Source organism: Paenarthrobacter sp. A20 (assembly GCF_024168825.1).
GTDB lineage: Bacteria > Actinomycetota > Actinomycetes > Actinomycetales > Micrococcaceae > Arthrobacter.
Genome location: NZ_JALJWH010000001.1, coordinates 3,111,959 through 3,127,040, shown reverse-complemented (window position 1 = coordinate 3,127,040; position 15,082 = coordinate 3,111,959). Strand labels below are relative to the sequence as shown.

The following is a 15,082-nucleotide window of genomic DNA, read 5'->3' as shown; positions in this document are numbered from 1 at the left end:
CACGCATGACAGTTCTCGACCCACCGGCCGGGTTGCGCATCGACATGCAGCGAAACCGGATGCTTTTGGTGGACGCGGCCGGCCGGCTCTTCGGAGCCGGCCGTTCGGCTACCATGTCCGAAATCGCTGCTGAAGCCGGCATTTCGACAGCTACCGCCTACCGGCACTTCGCCTCTGTTGACGACGTGCTTGCGGCTTACCGCTTCGAAGCGGGCCGGGAGCTCTTGGAATTCAGCCGGGCTGCAGAGGCCGAGGGCTTGGAGCTGTTGAAAGTTGTCTGCCACAAGTGGGTCCGCTTAGTAGTCCAGCATGGGGCATCCATGGTCCATACGCGCTCAGCGGAAGGCTACCTCGCCCGGGTCAGGTCCGGCGCCTACTACCTTGCCGTCCAGGCCGAAGCCCTCGAACGTCCGTTGGAAGAAGCATCCCGGGCTTTGGGGATCGAACACCCCGGCGATGAAGCACTCTTCCTATGGAACGGCTTCTTTGACCCCCGCGAAATCTACGATCTCATGGGGAGCCTGGCCCTCACCGAGGAGCAAGTGTCGGCACGACTGGTCAGGACTTTCACCGCCGCCCTCACGGGCTGGTCGACTTCCAGGACCTAAGCTATGAGTTGACGAAAGGGCACCCATCAATGCGTAGTGACACACAGCGCAACCGCAGGCAACTGGTCAAGGCAGCGGGACAGCTTTTCGCGTCCCGTCGCGGAACCATCAGCATGACCGATGTCGCCAAGCACGCGGAAATCTCCACTGCCACCGCTTACCGGCACTTCGCTTCAGTCGAGGACATCCTGGCAGAGTACCGGTTCGGCGTCGGCGAGAAGCTGCGTGACTACAGCCTGAAGCAGCAGGAAATGTCCGGCGTCGAGCTTTTGACGGCAGTCAGCCGCAAATGGGTTGACCTGGTCACCCGTCATGGCGGAGCCATGCTCTATACGCGCTCCGGCGAGGGATACCTTGCCCGGCTCCGCACGGGCGCCTACTACCTGACGGTTCAGGCGGATGCTTTGGAGCGACCCCTGCGCGAGGCCGTCGAGGAACTGGGACTGCCGCCCATCGGCGACGAAGCAATGTTCCTGTGGAACATCCTCTTTGATCCACGCGAAATCCTGGACCTCATCACTACGGTCGGGCTTTCCAAAGACCAAGTCACCGCCCGGCTCATCTCTGCCCTCAAGGGCGCGCTGGCGGGCTGGAGCGAGGACCGCGAGCAGGGCTAGTCAACCAGGCTCAGTGAGCAGCTGCAGGCCGCATGATTTCACGGATCCGCTCCGCCGGCAGTGCCGTCAGAGCTGCGACACGGAAGATGTCCAATCGGCCTGACTCCAGGCCCTCCAGTACATCGCACCGGAGTTTCTGCGCACTTTGCTCTTTGACTTCCAACGCAACATCCAACTGGCGGACGATCGCGGACAACCGCGTGAGGTGCCAATCATGCCGTATTCCCGAAAAATGCAGGTCCTGGTAGGCGCTTCCGAGCCGCTTCACATCCGCCGCCCTGATTCCCACCACAGTGGAAATCGCAGACAATGACACTTTGTCCGCCAGTGCAGCCGCAATTGCCTCATTCCGCTGGCTCAGCAGTGTACGAACATGGCTATCTATGCAGGCCCGCATTACCCGGGCCTCGGAGAGGCGCAATTCCACGCGGCCCAAACGGGGCTTTGCAGGCGATGCGCGGCGACGCGGCCGGGCTTCAGCTACGTAGGTCACGGCGCGTGAGGCCCTGAACCAGTTGCCAGTCAACGGCGGAGTTATCGTGCACCGGCATGATGCTGCCTTCCAGTAGCCGCAGGCCCTTTTCCGTCTCCCCGGCGGGCGCCCAGATGCCACTGATCGGGCAATGGCTTCCGGTGCCGGCAACAAATCGGCTCCGGCGTGATCGGGCTTCTGCGGGTTGTCCAACGATGCGCAACATTACTTGCCTCCGGCGTTGTTCTGGCTGTTGTCCCAAGCCTATGGTCCAGCTCACTTAAAAGCAAGAAAAGTTTCTCATTTGAGTAGCGCATCTCATAAATCCGATGGTAGGTGTCTAACCACACCCCACGCTTCCTTCAGGAGATGGCAGCCATCCTTGCTCGACCCGAACGCCGGCACCTCCTTCCGTGACAGGCAAGGAAGGGCGCCGGCGAGCAGCATCCGGCCTCATGAACCCCCACTGGGTGCTCCCGATCCACGCGTTGATCACTGAGGGTCGCGGCGGACCACGGAGCGGGATCGGCCTTCGTCACGACGACGAAAATTGGCCGAGTAGCTGAGCGGGACTCAGGCCGGACAATGTCGCATGCTTCCATTTTTTTCCGTCGACAATTCCCGACAGGCGTGCGCCAGGAACGAGTCAGGCAGTGTGGATTTCCATGTTTTGTTCCGTGGGCACGGCATACTCCCCTGCGGTTTCGCCTTCGGAGGAGGGCCGCATCGACGATGAGGAAACTTCTTTCTCATATTGAGCGGGATTCTCATGTTGAGCGGGGCGTCGAGGGTTATTCGCACAGCCTTGACGGCCTGGTCCCGACCTGAGAAGCTCTTCTCAATTGTGAATGTGATCTCATGCTTGGTTAGACAGCGCCATTTTCCCAAGCAGACGACCGAAAGGATCCGCGACATGGGACGTGAACCCCTGCCTCCGCTTGTTGTCATGGGAGTCTCCGGCTGTGGCAAATCAACCTTGGGCTCATTGCTGAGCGAGCGCCTGGGTCTGCCTTTCCAGGATGGGGATGATCTTCACCCTGCCGCCAACAAGGCGAAAATGGGCGCGGGGATTCCGCTGGATGACCATGACCGGAGACCTTGGCTTGAGGAAATCGGCCGCCGGCTACGCCAGTCGCAAGATGCGGGCGAGCCGCTGATCATCGCCTGTTCGGCACTGAAACGCAGCTACCGGGACCTGCTGCGGCAGCATGCCCCGGACGTCGTTTTCGTCCACCTCAACGGTGACCGCGAAACCCTCCTGAGCCGCATGAACGCCCGCGACCACGAATTCATGCCGAGCAGCCTCCTCGACTCCCAGCTCAGCACCCTGGAACCCTTGGCTTCCAACGAAAAGCATGTGTTAGCTGACTTCAGCCTCGCCCCTCCCCTGCTGGTGGATGACATCTGCGGGCGGCTTCGAGCGTAGCCGAAGCTGCCGGGCGCTTCAGCGATCCTGCAGCACTATCCACCAAGGGGGGGCGATGCTCTCCGGACAGGCCGGACAGGCTGGTGAATCCCGGATTCAGGCCCACCAGTCTCAACATGATCTGCGATCAGTGTCCAACTCTTTCGCATCCGGGTCTTCTACGAACCACCTGCGTCGCTGATTCACGTCAGCGGTGTTCCCGGCGCCGGCCCCGGCTGTCGGGTTGCGTGTTGCGATTCCGCGTGCCGGCGCCGGAAAGCTGATTGGGCCCTAAGGGTAGAGAACAGCGGTAGCGCCGTACTGCAAACCAGGCGAGCGTCAGCCTGCAGTCTTGGCAATGTAGACGTCGCAAGGAGCATTGTGAGCCACGCTGGTAGCTACGCTGCCAAGGACACGGCCGAGCCCCTGCATACCTTTGTTGCCAACAACGATCATTCTGGCTTCGACCCTCCTTGCTTCGTCGAGCAAGACATGAGTCGCGGTTCCGCGGACAGCCGCGTAGGTGACTTTGAGATCGACCGAGCTCAGTTCAGCAACAGCCGCCCGCGCCGCCTCCTCCGCCTTCGCTTCATGACTGGCCACTCGATGGTCACTTCCGGTACCAAACACTATGGCGCCGTCGTCGTCGTAGGCCGTGACTACATGGAGCGCAGCACCAAGCGATAAGGCCAGGTCCCTGGCGGCATGAGTGGCACTCTTAGCTGTGACGCTGCCGTCCACCCCTACAATGATGGCTCCGGTCATGACTGAATCTCCTTCGTAATATATGAAACGGCGTGAAAGGTTGGCTGCTATTCGGAGTCGTACCATTTGGATTCGAGGTGATCGGCAACGACCCTGCGAATGGTGCCTGAGTGGGAGCGCAGGACGACGCTGGTGGTTCGAACGAATCCAGGCATACGCCGGACTCCGTCCACGAGGGCGCCGTCAGTGACACCAGTGGCCACAAAATAGCAATTCTCTCCCCGAACCAGATCGTCCTGGTCAAACACACGATCCAGGTCATGGCCGGCTTCGAGGGCCTTCGCTTGCTCAGAGGCGTCAATGGGCGCCAAACGCGCCTGGATGAGCCCACCCAGCGCCTTCACCGCACAGGCAGTAATAATGCCCTCGGGAGTTCCGCCGACCCCAACACACATATCTATGCGTGAATCAGGTCGAGCGGCATTGATCCCCCCTGCTACATCACCGTCCAGCAGCAGCCTGGTTGAGGCGCCGGTCGCCCGGATATCAGCAATCAACTGAGAGTGCCGTGGGCGATCGAGGACCGCAATCTGCAGGTCGTCAACTGCCATACTCTTGGCTTTGGCGAGGGCAAGGATGTTTTCACCGACCGGTCGCCTAAGGTCGATGACCCCGCGGCCTTCCGGGCCGGTGACGATCTTGTCCATGTAATAGACAGCACTGGGGTCAAACATTGATCCGCGCTCCGAGACGGCAATGACAGAGAGTGCGTTTTGGCGGCCGGCGGCCGTGAGGCTGGTGCCGTCGATAGGATCGACAGCAATGTCCCAGGAAGGCCCGGTGCCGTTTCCGACGCGCTCACCGTTGTACAGCATGGGCGCCGCGTCCTTCTCACCCTCGCCGATCACCACCACGCCATCAAAGGCAACGGAACCGAGGAAATGCCGCATTGCGTCCACGGCCGCACCGTCGGCGGCGTTCTTGTCACCCTTGCCGATGAAGGGGGCGGCCCTGATCGCCGCGGCCTCGGTGGCTCGCACCAGCTCCATCCCCAGATTGCGGTCAGGGGCATCGAGCGAGGTGATGGATTTTCTGTTCACGAGGTTGATGATACCGAAAATTCGAATAGTGGTCGACCACTTGACCACTTACTTGACTGGTCGACCACTTTGGGTTTACGGTCGAAAGCGTGCCCGACCCAAGAGGTTGAGGGACCGGGTTACCGGCTAGGGACCCAGCACGTCAGAGTTGCCGTCAGGGAGTCAGTCCCTCAACATCAAGGAGTAACGATGCTCGCCGTCGTCGGATTCGCTACGCTCGGATCATTTATGATCGCAGTCATGCGCAGATGGGCCACCGCGTTTGTGGCCATCATTTGCGCTCCAGTCCTGTTCGCTGTGATCGCAGGTTTCGGCCCGGATCTGGGAGACATGGTCATGTCGGGCCTTAAGACAGTCGCACCGACCGCCGTTTTGCTCCTCTTCGCAGTTCTCTACTTCGGCGTCATGATGGACGCCAAGCTCTTCGATCCCATTTCGAAGCTCATTCTTCGGCTTTCCAAGGGCGATCCGGTTCGGATCTGCGTCGGCACGGCTGTGCTGTCCATGGCCGTGGCCCTGGATGGCGATGGCACCACGAGCTACATGATCATCTGCTCTGCCTTCCTGCCCATCTACAAGAAGCTCAAGATCAACCCGCTCATCATTGCAACAGTCGCTGCCATGTCACTGGGGCTTATCTCCGGGTCAACTCCTTGGGGAGGAGCCGCCACCCGGGCGATCAGCGTGCTGCAGTTGGATGCAACTGAATACTTCGTCAGCCTGATCCCCTCTCTGGCCCTTACCTGTGCGTTCATTCTCGCGGTCGCCTACGTCCTTGGCCGGTCCCAGAGGAAGTACGTCGATGCAGCCGCCGTCGCTGAACTGGCCGCGGAGATCAAGAACGGCACTCACCACATGGGTGAACGTCCCACCTGGCGAACCTGGGTAAACGCCGGCCTGACCATCCTGCTGCTGGTTCTCCTGATTGCCGGAGTCGCACCTTTGGTGGTCCTGTTCATTGGCGCCTTCGTTATCGCCCTGCTCGTGAACCACCCGAAGCTGCATGACCAAGGCGAATCCATCAAGCGACACGCAGTGAGCGCCGTACCCGTTGTCATGCTCGTCCTTGCCGCCGGCGTCTTCACTGGCATCCTGTCTGATTCCGGCATGATCCAGGCCATGGCTGACGCGCTGCTGAGCATCGTCCCGACGTCGATGGGCGCATTGCTTCCGCTCTTCACGGCCATCATTGCCATCCCGCTCGGATTCTTCATGTCCAACGACGCCTTCTTCTTCGGCATCCTCCCGGTACTGTCCGAGTCCGCGTCGCAGTACGGCATCCACGCCAATGAGATCGCCCGTGCCGGTGTGGTAGGCCAAATTTCCCACATGATCGGACCTGCATCTGCTCCCCTGTGGGTACTCCTCGGGCTCTTGAAGAAGGACCTCGGAGAGTTCCAGAAGTTCTCGATTCTTTGGGTTGTCGGTGCCTGCCTCGCATTCATCGGCTTCCAAATCCTCACCGGCGCCATCAGCGTTATCGGCTGATCGCCCCCACTAGTTCCTGGTCCGTCAACGAGACCTGGTTATAAAGAAAAGGAAATACCGTGACTACATCCAAGCAGTACCGACTGGCAGTTCTGAACGGCGATGGCATCGGCCCGGAAATCGTTCCCGCGTCCGTGAAGATCCTTGACGCCGCGATGGCCGCTGCCGGAGCGCCGGCCATCGACTGGACCGAACTGCCCCTGGGCCGCGAAGCGATCGACACCCATGGCACCGCCGTCCCGGCCGAAACCCTCCAAGCCCTCGCCGACGTCGACGGCTGGCTCCTGGGCCCGCACGACAGCGCTTCCTACCCCGAACCGCACAAGTCCGCACTGAACCCCTCGGGCACCATCCGCAAACACTTCGGACTCTTCGCCAACATCCGCCCCGCCAAGGCCTTCCCCGGCGGAAACGCCATCGTTGAAGGCACCGACCTGGTCATCGTGCGTGAAAACACCGAAGGCTTCTACGCCGACCGGAACACCTTCGCAGGCACCGGAGAGTTCATGCCCACCCCCGACGTAGCGATCATGCACGGCATCATCACCCGCGCCGCCACCGAACGCATCGCACACTCCGCGTTCCAGCTCGCCCAGTCCCGGACCAAGCAACTGACCATCGTGCACAAAGCCAACGTCCTGAAAATGACCACCGGCCTGTTCCGCGACGTCTGCAAGGAAGTCGCACAACAATACCCAGACGTCACCGTCAACGACTTCCACATCGACGCCATGACAGTGCACCTGGTCCGCCGCGCCAACAAGTTCGACGTCATCGTCACCGAAAACATGTTCGGCGACATCCTCTCGGACCTCGCCGGTGAAGTCGCCGGATCCCTGGGCATCGCACCCTCGATCAACTCCTCCGACACCCACGCCATGGCCCAGGCCTCCCACGGCTCCGCCCCGGACATCGCCGGAAAGAACATCGCCAACCCCATCGCGATGATCCTCTCCTCCGCCATGCTCCTACGCTGGCTCGGCGCGAAGTTCGACGACGAGAAAGTCCTCCAAGCCGCCGAACTGGTCGAAAAAGCCATCGAAGCGACCGTCCTGGACGGCACCACCACCAAAGACATGGGCGGCACCGCCGGCACCAGCGACTTCGCCGACGCCGTCGCCACCCGCGTCACCACCGTCGCCCACGTCTAACCACACCACCCACACGCCGGGCGGGAACAAAACCACCCGCCCGGCACTGGGCCCAGAGAGCAGAAGAAGCCACCATGTCCTCCGCAGAGACGCGTCCGCTGGTTGCACTCATCAGCGCCAACCCGGCCGCCCTTGTGCCGGCGAACGCGGCGTTTGCATCAGGGTTCCCCGAAGCGCGGCTGTGGAACATCCTCGATGACCAGTTGCAGGAAGACGCGGACGTTCGAGGTGTGACCGGGTCCTTGGCCGAGAGGATGCACAGGTTGATCAACCATGCGGTGCTTGAGGGTGCGGATGCTGTCCTCCTCACCTGCCCCGTTTACGCAACGGCTGTTCAGTCCTACGCCGACAAATGCCCCGTCCCTCTGCTCGATCCTGATGCGATGGCCCTGGATGGGCTGTTCGCACATGTTCCGGGATCAGTCCTGGTTCTCGCCAGCGACCATCAGCCACTGACAGTCGCGATAAACCGCTTTATCAACGAGTCCGCGGGGCGGGGTGTTCCAGTGGAGACCCGCGGTGCCGTTGTTCCGGGGGCGAAGCCTGCAGCCCTGCACGGCACCACAGCGGAACTCGTCACCGCCCTGGCCGCAGTAGTCACGAAACAACCGTCGCCTCCTGACGCGGTTCTGCTCGCCCAATATTCCCTGGCATCCGCGGCCAAGGAACTTCAATCCATCACAGGCATACCGGTTTTCTCCGGGCCCATCAGCTCAGCCGCGGCACTTCGCCGCACCATTCTTGGAGGTACACGATGATCGGTGTCATTGCCGATGACTTCACAGGCGGCACAGATGTTGCTGTCTCATTCCGCCGCGCCGGACTCCGCGTCCTGATCCAATTCGGCGTACCGGAAGTCGTCTCAGGCAACGACGGAGCCGACGTCGTGGTCATTGCGCTCAAAACCCGCACACTTCCTGCGGATCAGGCTGTGGCACAGTCGTTGCGTGCGGGCCGGAAGCTGCTGGACGCCGGCGCGAAGCAGCTCTTCTTCAAGTTCTGCTCAACGTTCGATTCCACCCCGGCCGGGAACATCGGCCCGGTCAATGATGCCTTGGCGGACCTGACCGGCAGCAGTGTTACCGTCGTGGTGCCCAGCTCTCCCTCGCACGGACGCACACAGTACAACGGTCATCTATTCGTCCACCATCAGCTCCTGTCGGACTCACCCATGCGTCATCACCCCTTGACGCCCATGACCGATTCGCGCGTGCCGGAACTGCTTCGCTCCCAAACAGCACGCACCGTATCCTTGGTAACCCTGCAGCAAGTTCATGCTGGAACCGAGGCACTGACCGCTGCAATCGCCGATCTGCAACACTCGGGAATCCCGTATGCAGTGGTAGATGCAGTTGAGCCCAGCGACCTTGCCACCATTGGCAGGGTGGTCATCGATCACCCCTTCGTATCCGGAGCGGCCGGTCTCGCCGGCGGGCTGGCAACGGCAATCGCCGAACGCAACGCGTCCACCCGCAAGCAGGCACCCTTCAATGGCGGGTCTGGCCAGGACGGCCCGGCGGTCGCGCTGGCAGGATCCTGTTCCGCCCGCACTCTCCAGCAAATCGAAGCAATGCAGGCCGGTGGACACCCCTCATACCAGCTCGATGCTGTAGCAGTACCGGACTCTTCCCTGCTGTCCGAAGCCGCCCTGGCCTGGTACGACGAGCAACCGCCGGGCACTGCCCCGCTGATCTACTCTTCGTTGCCGCCGGAGAAACTCCGTGAATCCCAGCGCAGGCTCGGGGTCGCTGCTTCGGCTGAAATTCTGGAGAAAGCCATGGGCCTCATCGCCTGTGGACTGGTCAGGCGGGGGGTGCAACGGGTGGTTGTCGCAGGTGGCGAAACCTCAGGCTCCGTGGTGACAGCACTCCACGTCAGCGGCGGACTGATCGGTTCCGAGGCTGCTCCTGGCGTCCCCTGGATTCATACCTCACACAACGGTCCACTGGCCCTACTCCTGAAATCCGGAAACTTCGGCGACGTCGACTTCCTCGTCCAGGCTGTGAGCCCCCGAACGACCGTGGCCGTATAGCCTGTTTCCCATCAACTGACCATGAAGGGAAAAGGAAACATCGATGTATAGTCTGTGGGTCACGCTGGAGGTACAGCCCGAGGGTCGGAAAGAGTTTCTGGAGGCCATCACGCGCAACGCCGAGTCGTCTGTCCGGGATGAATATGGGTGCCTTCGCTTCGACGTCATCGAATTGGGCGACCGAACAAACACCTTCGCTTTCTACGAGGTATACACCGATCGTGCCGCCTTTGAGGAAGAGCACCTCAAAACCCAGCATTTTCTGGCCTACAAGGACACCTCCACACGCGTCGTCGTCCCTGGAAGTCAGCGCGAAACCGGCGGCCCCATGATCGCGTCCTTCTAACGAAGCGACCCGACGTCCAGAAGGACGCCACCACCGGCATCTAAAGTGGTTGACTGGCCGACCACTTTATCCGATGATGGATGTGGCCCACCTCACGTGCTTGGAGATGGGCGCAGCATTCCTCAAAGGAGAGACCCAATGACAGATCGTCTTCGGCCAGATTCAGCCTTGCTCGCCGCCGGTTCGTTCAACCGCCGCACACTAGTGCAAGGGGCCCTGGCGGGCCTGGCCCTGGCTGCCGGCGGCGGGGCCGCAGCACAGGCCACGTCCGAGAGACCAGCGCCCTTTTCTGCCGGAACGGAAAGGGCTTCCTATCGGGTCCCCGGCCAGGCCACGGATTGCCACATGCACATCTTCGATCCCGACAGATTCCCGTATCCCTTGCCGACCGCGACTCCGCCGCCCAAGGCAACAGTTGCCGATTACCGTCTCCTGCAACGCCGCACAGGCACCAAACGCACGGTGGTCGTCACACCGTCGAACTACAGCACAGACAACCGCTGCACGCTCGACGCCATCGCACAGTTAGGGCTCCGGGATGCCCGTGGAGTTGCGGTGATCGACAACACCTTCACGGACGGGCAACTACGGGAAATGAACGACGGCGGAATCCGCGGAATCCGCTTCAACCTCACCCGCCCGGGTGGCGCCGGGGCGGAACTGATCCGGCCGCTGGCCGAACGTGTTGCGGACCTTGGCTGGCATGTGCAGATCCATATGACGGCAGAGGGAATCCAGGAAAACCTTGCTCGGATCAGCGACCTGCCCACCGACCTGGTCATCGACCACATGGGCAGGATACCGGGAGCCACAGGGACCGCACATCCTGCGTACGCTGCCATTCTTCGACTCATCGATGAGGGAACCACCTGGGTTAAGCTCTCAGGCGTCTACCACGAATCACCGGTCGGACCCCCGTCCTACAGCGACCGCGCCGCAGTTGGTTCGGCTTTTGCCCAGGCGGCGCCTGAGCGCATGTTGTGGGGCAGCGACTGGCCCCACCCTACGGCTTCCCGGGGTGAGGTACCCATGCCCGACGATGCCGCCATGTTGGATCTGTTTGCGTCGTGGGTTCCGCGACAACAGGACCGTAAGAGAATCCTCGTGGACAACCCGCAAAAGCTGTACGGGTTCTGACTGGGACACCCCCGGGCACGGAACTGCTGCCGTGCCCGGGCTACCGGCCCATCAGCAACGCGGCGGCAAGCACGGCAGGTATGGTAGCAACTGAGGTGAGCAGGATTGAGTCGCGGGCGATAGCGGCGCCTCTGTCGTAGCGGCTGGAAAACAAGAACACGTTTTGGGCTGTCGGCAGGGCGCTCATAATCACGGCGGCGAACGCTTGCGCATCATCCACGCCGAAGACGTAGCGGGCGAGGAGAAACGTCAGCGCCGGCATGATGGCGGCCTTGAGTCCACTGGCGACCAGTACGTCGGTCCGAGCCCCGCCGGACCGCAACGGCCTGCTCCCAGGCAAGCTCATACCAAAAGCCATCAGCACCAGCGGTACGGCCGCCCCGCCCAGGACCTTGAGCGGATCCCAGAGCAATGGGGGCAGCTCCAGCCCGGTCCAGGCCACAACGGCCCCGAGAAATGAGGCGATGATCATCGGATTCCGCACCGGTTGGGCGAGCAACGATCTGAGCGTAGGCCTCTGTCCTGTCGTGAGGTCAAGGAGCAGGAGAAACAGTGGCGAGAGCACCAGCAGCTGCACGAGCAAGACCGGGGCAACCGGAGTGGCGTTGCCAATCGCGTAGACCGCGACGGGAATCCCGATGTGATTGGCGTTGACGTAGGAGCTTGCCATGGCGCCCACGACGATTTCTGCGCCCTTGCGGGGAAACCACAGCGCACTCAGGCCCCAGTAAAGCAGGCACGTCAGCACAGCCGCAGCAAGGGCCAAGGGCACCAGGGCAGAGAAGATGTCACCGAGTTCCGAGCCTGCCAAAATGGTAAAGAGGAGGGCTGGATTGGTGATGAAGAAGGCAATCCTGGACAAGACGGGCCCAGCTGACGGGCCGGCGATGCCGGCCCGTCCAGCCAAGTAGCCAACCAGAATAATTGTGCCAACGAGCGCGAATCCTGCGAAGATCCCGCCCATTCAGCCCCCGTCCGTGCAGGACGCCTTTGCAGGGGCCACGGTCAGATTCGTGCGGCAGCGGCAGCCTGCTCGGGCGTGAGCGGTCGCGTAGTGCGTCCGTGCAGGAGCAGGTAGACCTTGGCCGTCTCCTCAAGCTCTTCAAGTGCATCCATGGCACTGTCCACATCTTTGCCTGCCACGACGGGGCCGTGGTTGCTCAGCAGCATGGCAAGGTGTTCTGCAGCTGTAGCCTCGGCCAGGCCCTCCAGCGCCGGATCCCCCGGTGCGTGATAGGGCAGCAATGGAAGGGTGCCTACCCGCATGGCGAAGTAGGCCGTCAGCGGTGGGATGGCGCTGCCGGTCGTGGTGTGCTCCAGGCAGGACACGGCGGCCGAGTATGTCGAGTGGGTATGTACCACTGCAGTGTCCTGCGGACGGGCCCGGAGGACAGCGGCGTGCAGGAAGGCCTCTTTGGAGGGTTTGTTGCCACTGACATGGGTTCCAGCGGCGTCAATGACTGAGAGTTCGTCCGGCCGGACAGTTCCCAGGCTGCTGCCTGTCGGGGTAACCAGAATGGCGTCACCCCAGCGGACGCTGATGTTGCCTGTTCGGCCGTGAGTCAGGCCCCGGTTGAAGATGGATCGGGCTGCGTCCACGACGCTTTCGCGGAGGCGGCTTTCGGTGCTCATGCATTCTCTTTCTTGGGGGTCGTTGCAGGGGTTGGGTGCCCCAGCAGTTGAGACCTTAGGGTGGCGGCTGCAAGTTTCGGGCCCGCCAGGACTGGTTTGCCGAGGGCAGCGGCCAAGGCCTCGGCCGCCGGGGAAAGCGAGTACTGGGCCAGTAAGACGGCATCAGAATCTTCCTGATCTCTGCAGGCTGCCTCGAGCGCGCGGCTCAGGCGTTCCGTGTCTGCGTCCGCTGCGGCTGCCGCTGCCCCCTCGGCAACGATGCCGGTGACGGCGATGTCCTGACCGGCTGAGGCTGCTGCTGCCGAGAACCGCTCCAGCGCATCTTCCAGCGGCCCCCGGGCGGAGGCCAGCAGCACGATGCGCTGGTAGCCGCCGGACAAAGCGGCCTTGAATGCTGACGCGTCGGGGGCATGGATCGGAATGGACAGCTCAGCTGCGAGCCGTTCGGCGATGGGCCCGTACATGGAGCACGTCAGAAGGATTCCGTCCGCACCCTCAGTTTCGGCGTGGCGAATCAATCGGGTCATGCGTTCGGCCAGGCCCTCGGTGACGCCCCCTTGGGCTGTAGCGTCGTCTAGAAGGCGGTCATCGAGAAGGTTCCATAATCTGGCTTCAGGGAAAACCTCATGAAAAGCCCCGGTAGCTGGCGGGATCGCCACCGGGGTCGCACTGATCAGCGAGATCAGCGGGTTGGATTGATGATGGGTCACTGTGCGTCTCCTAGTCGGCGGATTTCCAGCCATGTGCCATGGCAAGGATGAGGGTGAATGTTCCAAACGCAGCAGCGACCCAGTACGTGAGCGGCCCTAAGGTCTTGGACACCCCGATGATGAAGTCACTGCTTCCGATCAGCAACCCCGCGAGCTGGAGCAGCACAAGCACCGTCCCCAGGAGCAGCATTGCTACCAGGAGTGCAACGAAGACCATGGTCAGGACACGGATCAGTGCTTTGCGGCGTGGCCCAAAGCCGGGGCCGGCGTCGATGTGTTTTTGTGAAGACATTTATCAGCCTTTCTGGTCCGGCTAGTGGGGAATGGGTAGCAGGTTGAACGCCACCACCACGGGGATGATCAGGAACGGCACCACGTAGAACACCACCAGCGGCACGAACGTTTTGGCAGGATTCACTTCCGCGATGCTCGCTGAGATGAAGATGGACGGACCTCCGGGCGGGGACGCACCTTCTGTAGAGATGGCCACCATGATGGCGCAAACAGCCAGCGCCGGGTGAACTCCTGCTGCCACAAGGACTGCGAACGCACCGCCGCCGAGGGTCGCGGCCGTGGCCGTGGCACTCAGCGGACCACCCACCAGGGCTATGATCACCACAATGATCAGCACTGTGACGATGGCCGGTGCGTTCAGTCCGGTGAGGGCATCACGCAGCTGCTTGTCCAACCCAAGGGCAAGAAGGACCGCACTACCGGCGAAGGAGAACACCAGGGTTGCGCCGATGTCCTTGAACCGTGGGGCTGTACTGGCGATGAAGGTGTACCACGCACGAGGTGTGGACGGCAGTTGCTTACGACCGATGATGAGGCTGAGGATGCCCAGGAGGACGGGGATCCACAGCAGGATGTCGATCGCTTTGACGGCATCGGGTCCCTTGTCGCCCAGCAGGCGGGCGATGAGCTCAGCGCCGACGCCAACGGTAAGAAGAATCGGCACGGCTATGCCTAGGTAGACGATCAATGATCGCCACCCCTGTTTCAGGGACCGTCGCAGCGGCATGAGTTCCTCGCCAGAGACCTTGGCTATTTTGTAGCGCCGCACAAAGTAGAAGATGCACAGCAGTCTCCACAGCACGCAGTATCCGGCGACGACGAACATCGCTACCAGGGTGGCGTTCTTGTCGATGTTCGGTCCCACGGTGGCAAGTCCCACAAGGATGAGATAGGAGGCGCTGGGCGGGATGACCGTGCCGTTGCCGGAGTTTCCTGCGACGACGGAGGAGGCGATGTGTTTGGGCCAGTTTGAGCGTTCCATCCATGGAATCGTGACCGATCCGATGGTGGCTGCATTCGCGGACGCTGAGTGGGTGAGCGCCCCGAATCCTGCAGAGGCGAGGGTGGAGACGTAGCCTGCGCCGCCGCGGAGTCGGCCAAGCATGGAGTTCAGGATATGGACCTGATGGTGGATGATGCCGGTCTGCGTCAGCACGAATCCGATAAAGGTGAAGGACATCGCCGCGAAGACCACAGGTTGCTTGAAGGCTTCCCCGAGGCCTGTGCCCAGAAGCGCGAAGAAGTCGGCTCCGCCAAACAGGCACAGCACGAGGAAGCCGACAATCATGGCCTCGCCGATGCCCCGTTTAACGACGGTGGCCCACACGAGGATGGTGATGAGATAGACGATCAGCGCCCAGACGGCGATTCCCACGTCATCTCCT

The 15,082-nt window shown here is 61.9% G+C and carries 17 protein-coding genes; 9 read left to right on the top strand and 8 right to left on the bottom strand.

Annotation, left to right across the window (positions count from 1 at the left end; all coding sequences use genetic code 11):
- The first annotated feature begins 5 nt into the window (after positions 1-5).
- Positions 6-608, top strand: coding sequence for a TetR/AcrR family transcriptional regulator (locus tag J3D46_RS14515; protein WP_062065286.1), 603 nt, complete (start codon positions 6-8; stop codon positions 606-608).
- A gap of 29 nt (positions 609-637) precedes the next feature.
- On the top strand, positions 638-1,225 hold the full coding sequence (locus J3D46_RS14510; RefSeq protein WP_062065283.1) for a TetR/AcrR family transcriptional regulator: 588 nt from the start codon (positions 638-640) through the stop codon (positions 1,223-1,225).
- Positions 1,226-1,235: 10 nt separating this feature from the next.
- Here the strand turns inward: J3D46_RS14510 and J3D46_RS14505 are convergent, their stop codons facing one another.
- Complete coding sequence (locus tag J3D46_RS14505) at positions 1,236-1,751, bottom strand: hypothetical protein (protein ID WP_253467909.1); 516 nt, start codon at positions 1,749-1,751, stop codon at positions 1,236-1,238.
- Positions 1,752-2,610: 859 nt separating this feature from the next.
- On the opposite strand from J3D46_RS14505, the gene J3D46_RS14500 reads away from it, so the two are divergent.
- Positions 2,611-3,123 carry a gluconokinase gene (locus J3D46_RS14500; RefSeq protein WP_253467908.1) on the top strand — a complete coding sequence of 171 codons (513 nt, stop codon included), beginning with the start codon at positions 2,611-2,613 and terminating at the stop codon, positions 3,121-3,123.
- Positions 3,124-3,441: 318 nt separating this feature from the next.
- Here the strand turns inward: J3D46_RS14500 and J3D46_RS14495 are convergent, their stop codons facing one another.
- Positions 3,442-3,867, bottom strand: coding sequence for a universal stress protein (locus J3D46_RS14495; protein WP_253467907.1), 426 nt, complete (start codon positions 3,865-3,867; stop codon positions 3,442-3,444).
- A 47-nt stretch (positions 3,868-3,914) separates the two neighbouring features.
- On the bottom strand, positions 3,915-4,856 hold the full coding sequence (glpX, locus tag J3D46_RS14490) for a class II fructose-bisphosphatase (protein ID WP_253469227.1): 942 nt from the start codon (positions 4,854-4,856) through the stop codon (positions 3,915-3,917).
- Between the two features lie 240 nt (positions 4,857-5,096).
- On the opposite strand from glpX, the gene J3D46_RS14485 reads away from it, so the two are divergent.
- From J3D46_RS14485 to J3D46_RS14460, 6 genes are all read left to right on the top strand, one after another.
- Complete coding sequence (locus J3D46_RS14485; protein WP_253467906.1) at positions 5,097-6,395, top strand: CitMHS family transporter; 1,299 nt, start codon at positions 5,097-5,099, stop codon at positions 6,393-6,395.
- Between the two features lie 59 nt (positions 6,396-6,454).
- Entirely contained in the window at positions 6,455-7,546 is a 1,092-nt protein-coding gene (locus tag J3D46_RS14480; protein ID WP_253467892.1) for an isocitrate/isopropylmalate dehydrogenase family protein, read from the top strand.
- A gap of 74 nt (positions 7,547-7,620) precedes the next feature.
- Positions 7,621-8,304 (top strand): hypothetical protein, encoded by a 684-nt coding sequence (locus J3D46_RS14475; protein WP_253467905.1) that lies wholly within the window; start codon positions 7,621-7,623, stop codon positions 8,302-8,304.
- The gene (gene otnK / locus J3D46_RS14470) at positions 8,301-9,578 is read left to right on the top strand and encodes a 3-oxo-tetronate kinase (RefSeq protein WP_253467904.1); all 1,278 of its coding nucleotides are present in this window, start codon (positions 8,301-8,303) and stop codon (positions 9,576-9,578) included. The genes J3D46_RS14475 and otnK overlap by 4 nt, the downstream gene beginning before the upstream one ends.
- A 43-nt stretch (positions 9,579-9,621) precedes the next feature.
- The gene (locus J3D46_RS14465) at positions 9,622-9,924 is read left to right on the top strand and encodes a putative quinol monooxygenase (protein WP_253467903.1); all 303 of its coding nucleotides are present in this window, start codon (positions 9,622-9,624) and stop codon (positions 9,922-9,924) included.
- 138 nt (positions 9,925-10,062) lie between these two features.
- On the top strand, positions 10,063-11,061 hold the full coding sequence (locus J3D46_RS14460; RefSeq protein WP_253467902.1) for an amidohydrolase: 999 nt from the start codon (positions 10,063-10,065) through the stop codon (positions 11,059-11,061).
- 40 nt (positions 11,062-11,101) lie between these two features.
- Here the strand turns inward: J3D46_RS14460 and J3D46_RS14455 are convergent, their stop codons facing one another.
- From J3D46_RS14455 to J3D46_RS14435, 5 genes are read right to left on the bottom strand one after another with little or no spacing between them, the layout of a single operon-like run.
- Positions 11,102-12,025, bottom strand: coding sequence for an AEC family transporter (locus J3D46_RS14455; RefSeq protein WP_253467901.1), 924 nt, complete (start codon positions 12,023-12,025; stop codon positions 11,102-11,104).
- 41 nt (positions 12,026-12,066) lie between these two features.
- Positions 12,067-12,693, bottom strand: coding sequence for a 3-oxo-tetronate 4-phosphate decarboxylase (gene otnC / locus J3D46_RS14450; RefSeq protein ID WP_253467900.1), 627 nt, complete (start codon positions 12,691-12,693; stop codon positions 12,067-12,069).
- Positions 12,690-13,403, bottom strand: coding sequence for an aspartate/glutamate racemase family protein (locus J3D46_RS14445; RefSeq protein WP_253467899.1), 714 nt, complete (start codon positions 13,401-13,403; stop codon positions 12,690-12,692). The genes otnC and J3D46_RS14445 overlap by 4 nt, the downstream gene beginning before the upstream one ends.
- 10 nt (positions 13,404-13,413) lie before the next feature.
- Positions 13,414-13,695: a hypothetical protein gene (locus tag J3D46_RS14440; protein ID WP_090826430.1), complete on the bottom strand. Its 282-nt coding sequence runs from the start codon at positions 13,693-13,695 to the stop codon at positions 13,414-13,416.
- Positions 13,696-13,716: 21 nt separating this feature from the next.
- Entirely contained in the window at positions 13,717-15,072 is a 1,356-nt protein-coding gene (locus J3D46_RS14435) for a TRAP transporter large permease subunit (protein ID WP_090826424.1), read from the bottom strand.
- Positions 15,073-15,082 lie beyond the last annotated feature (10 nt).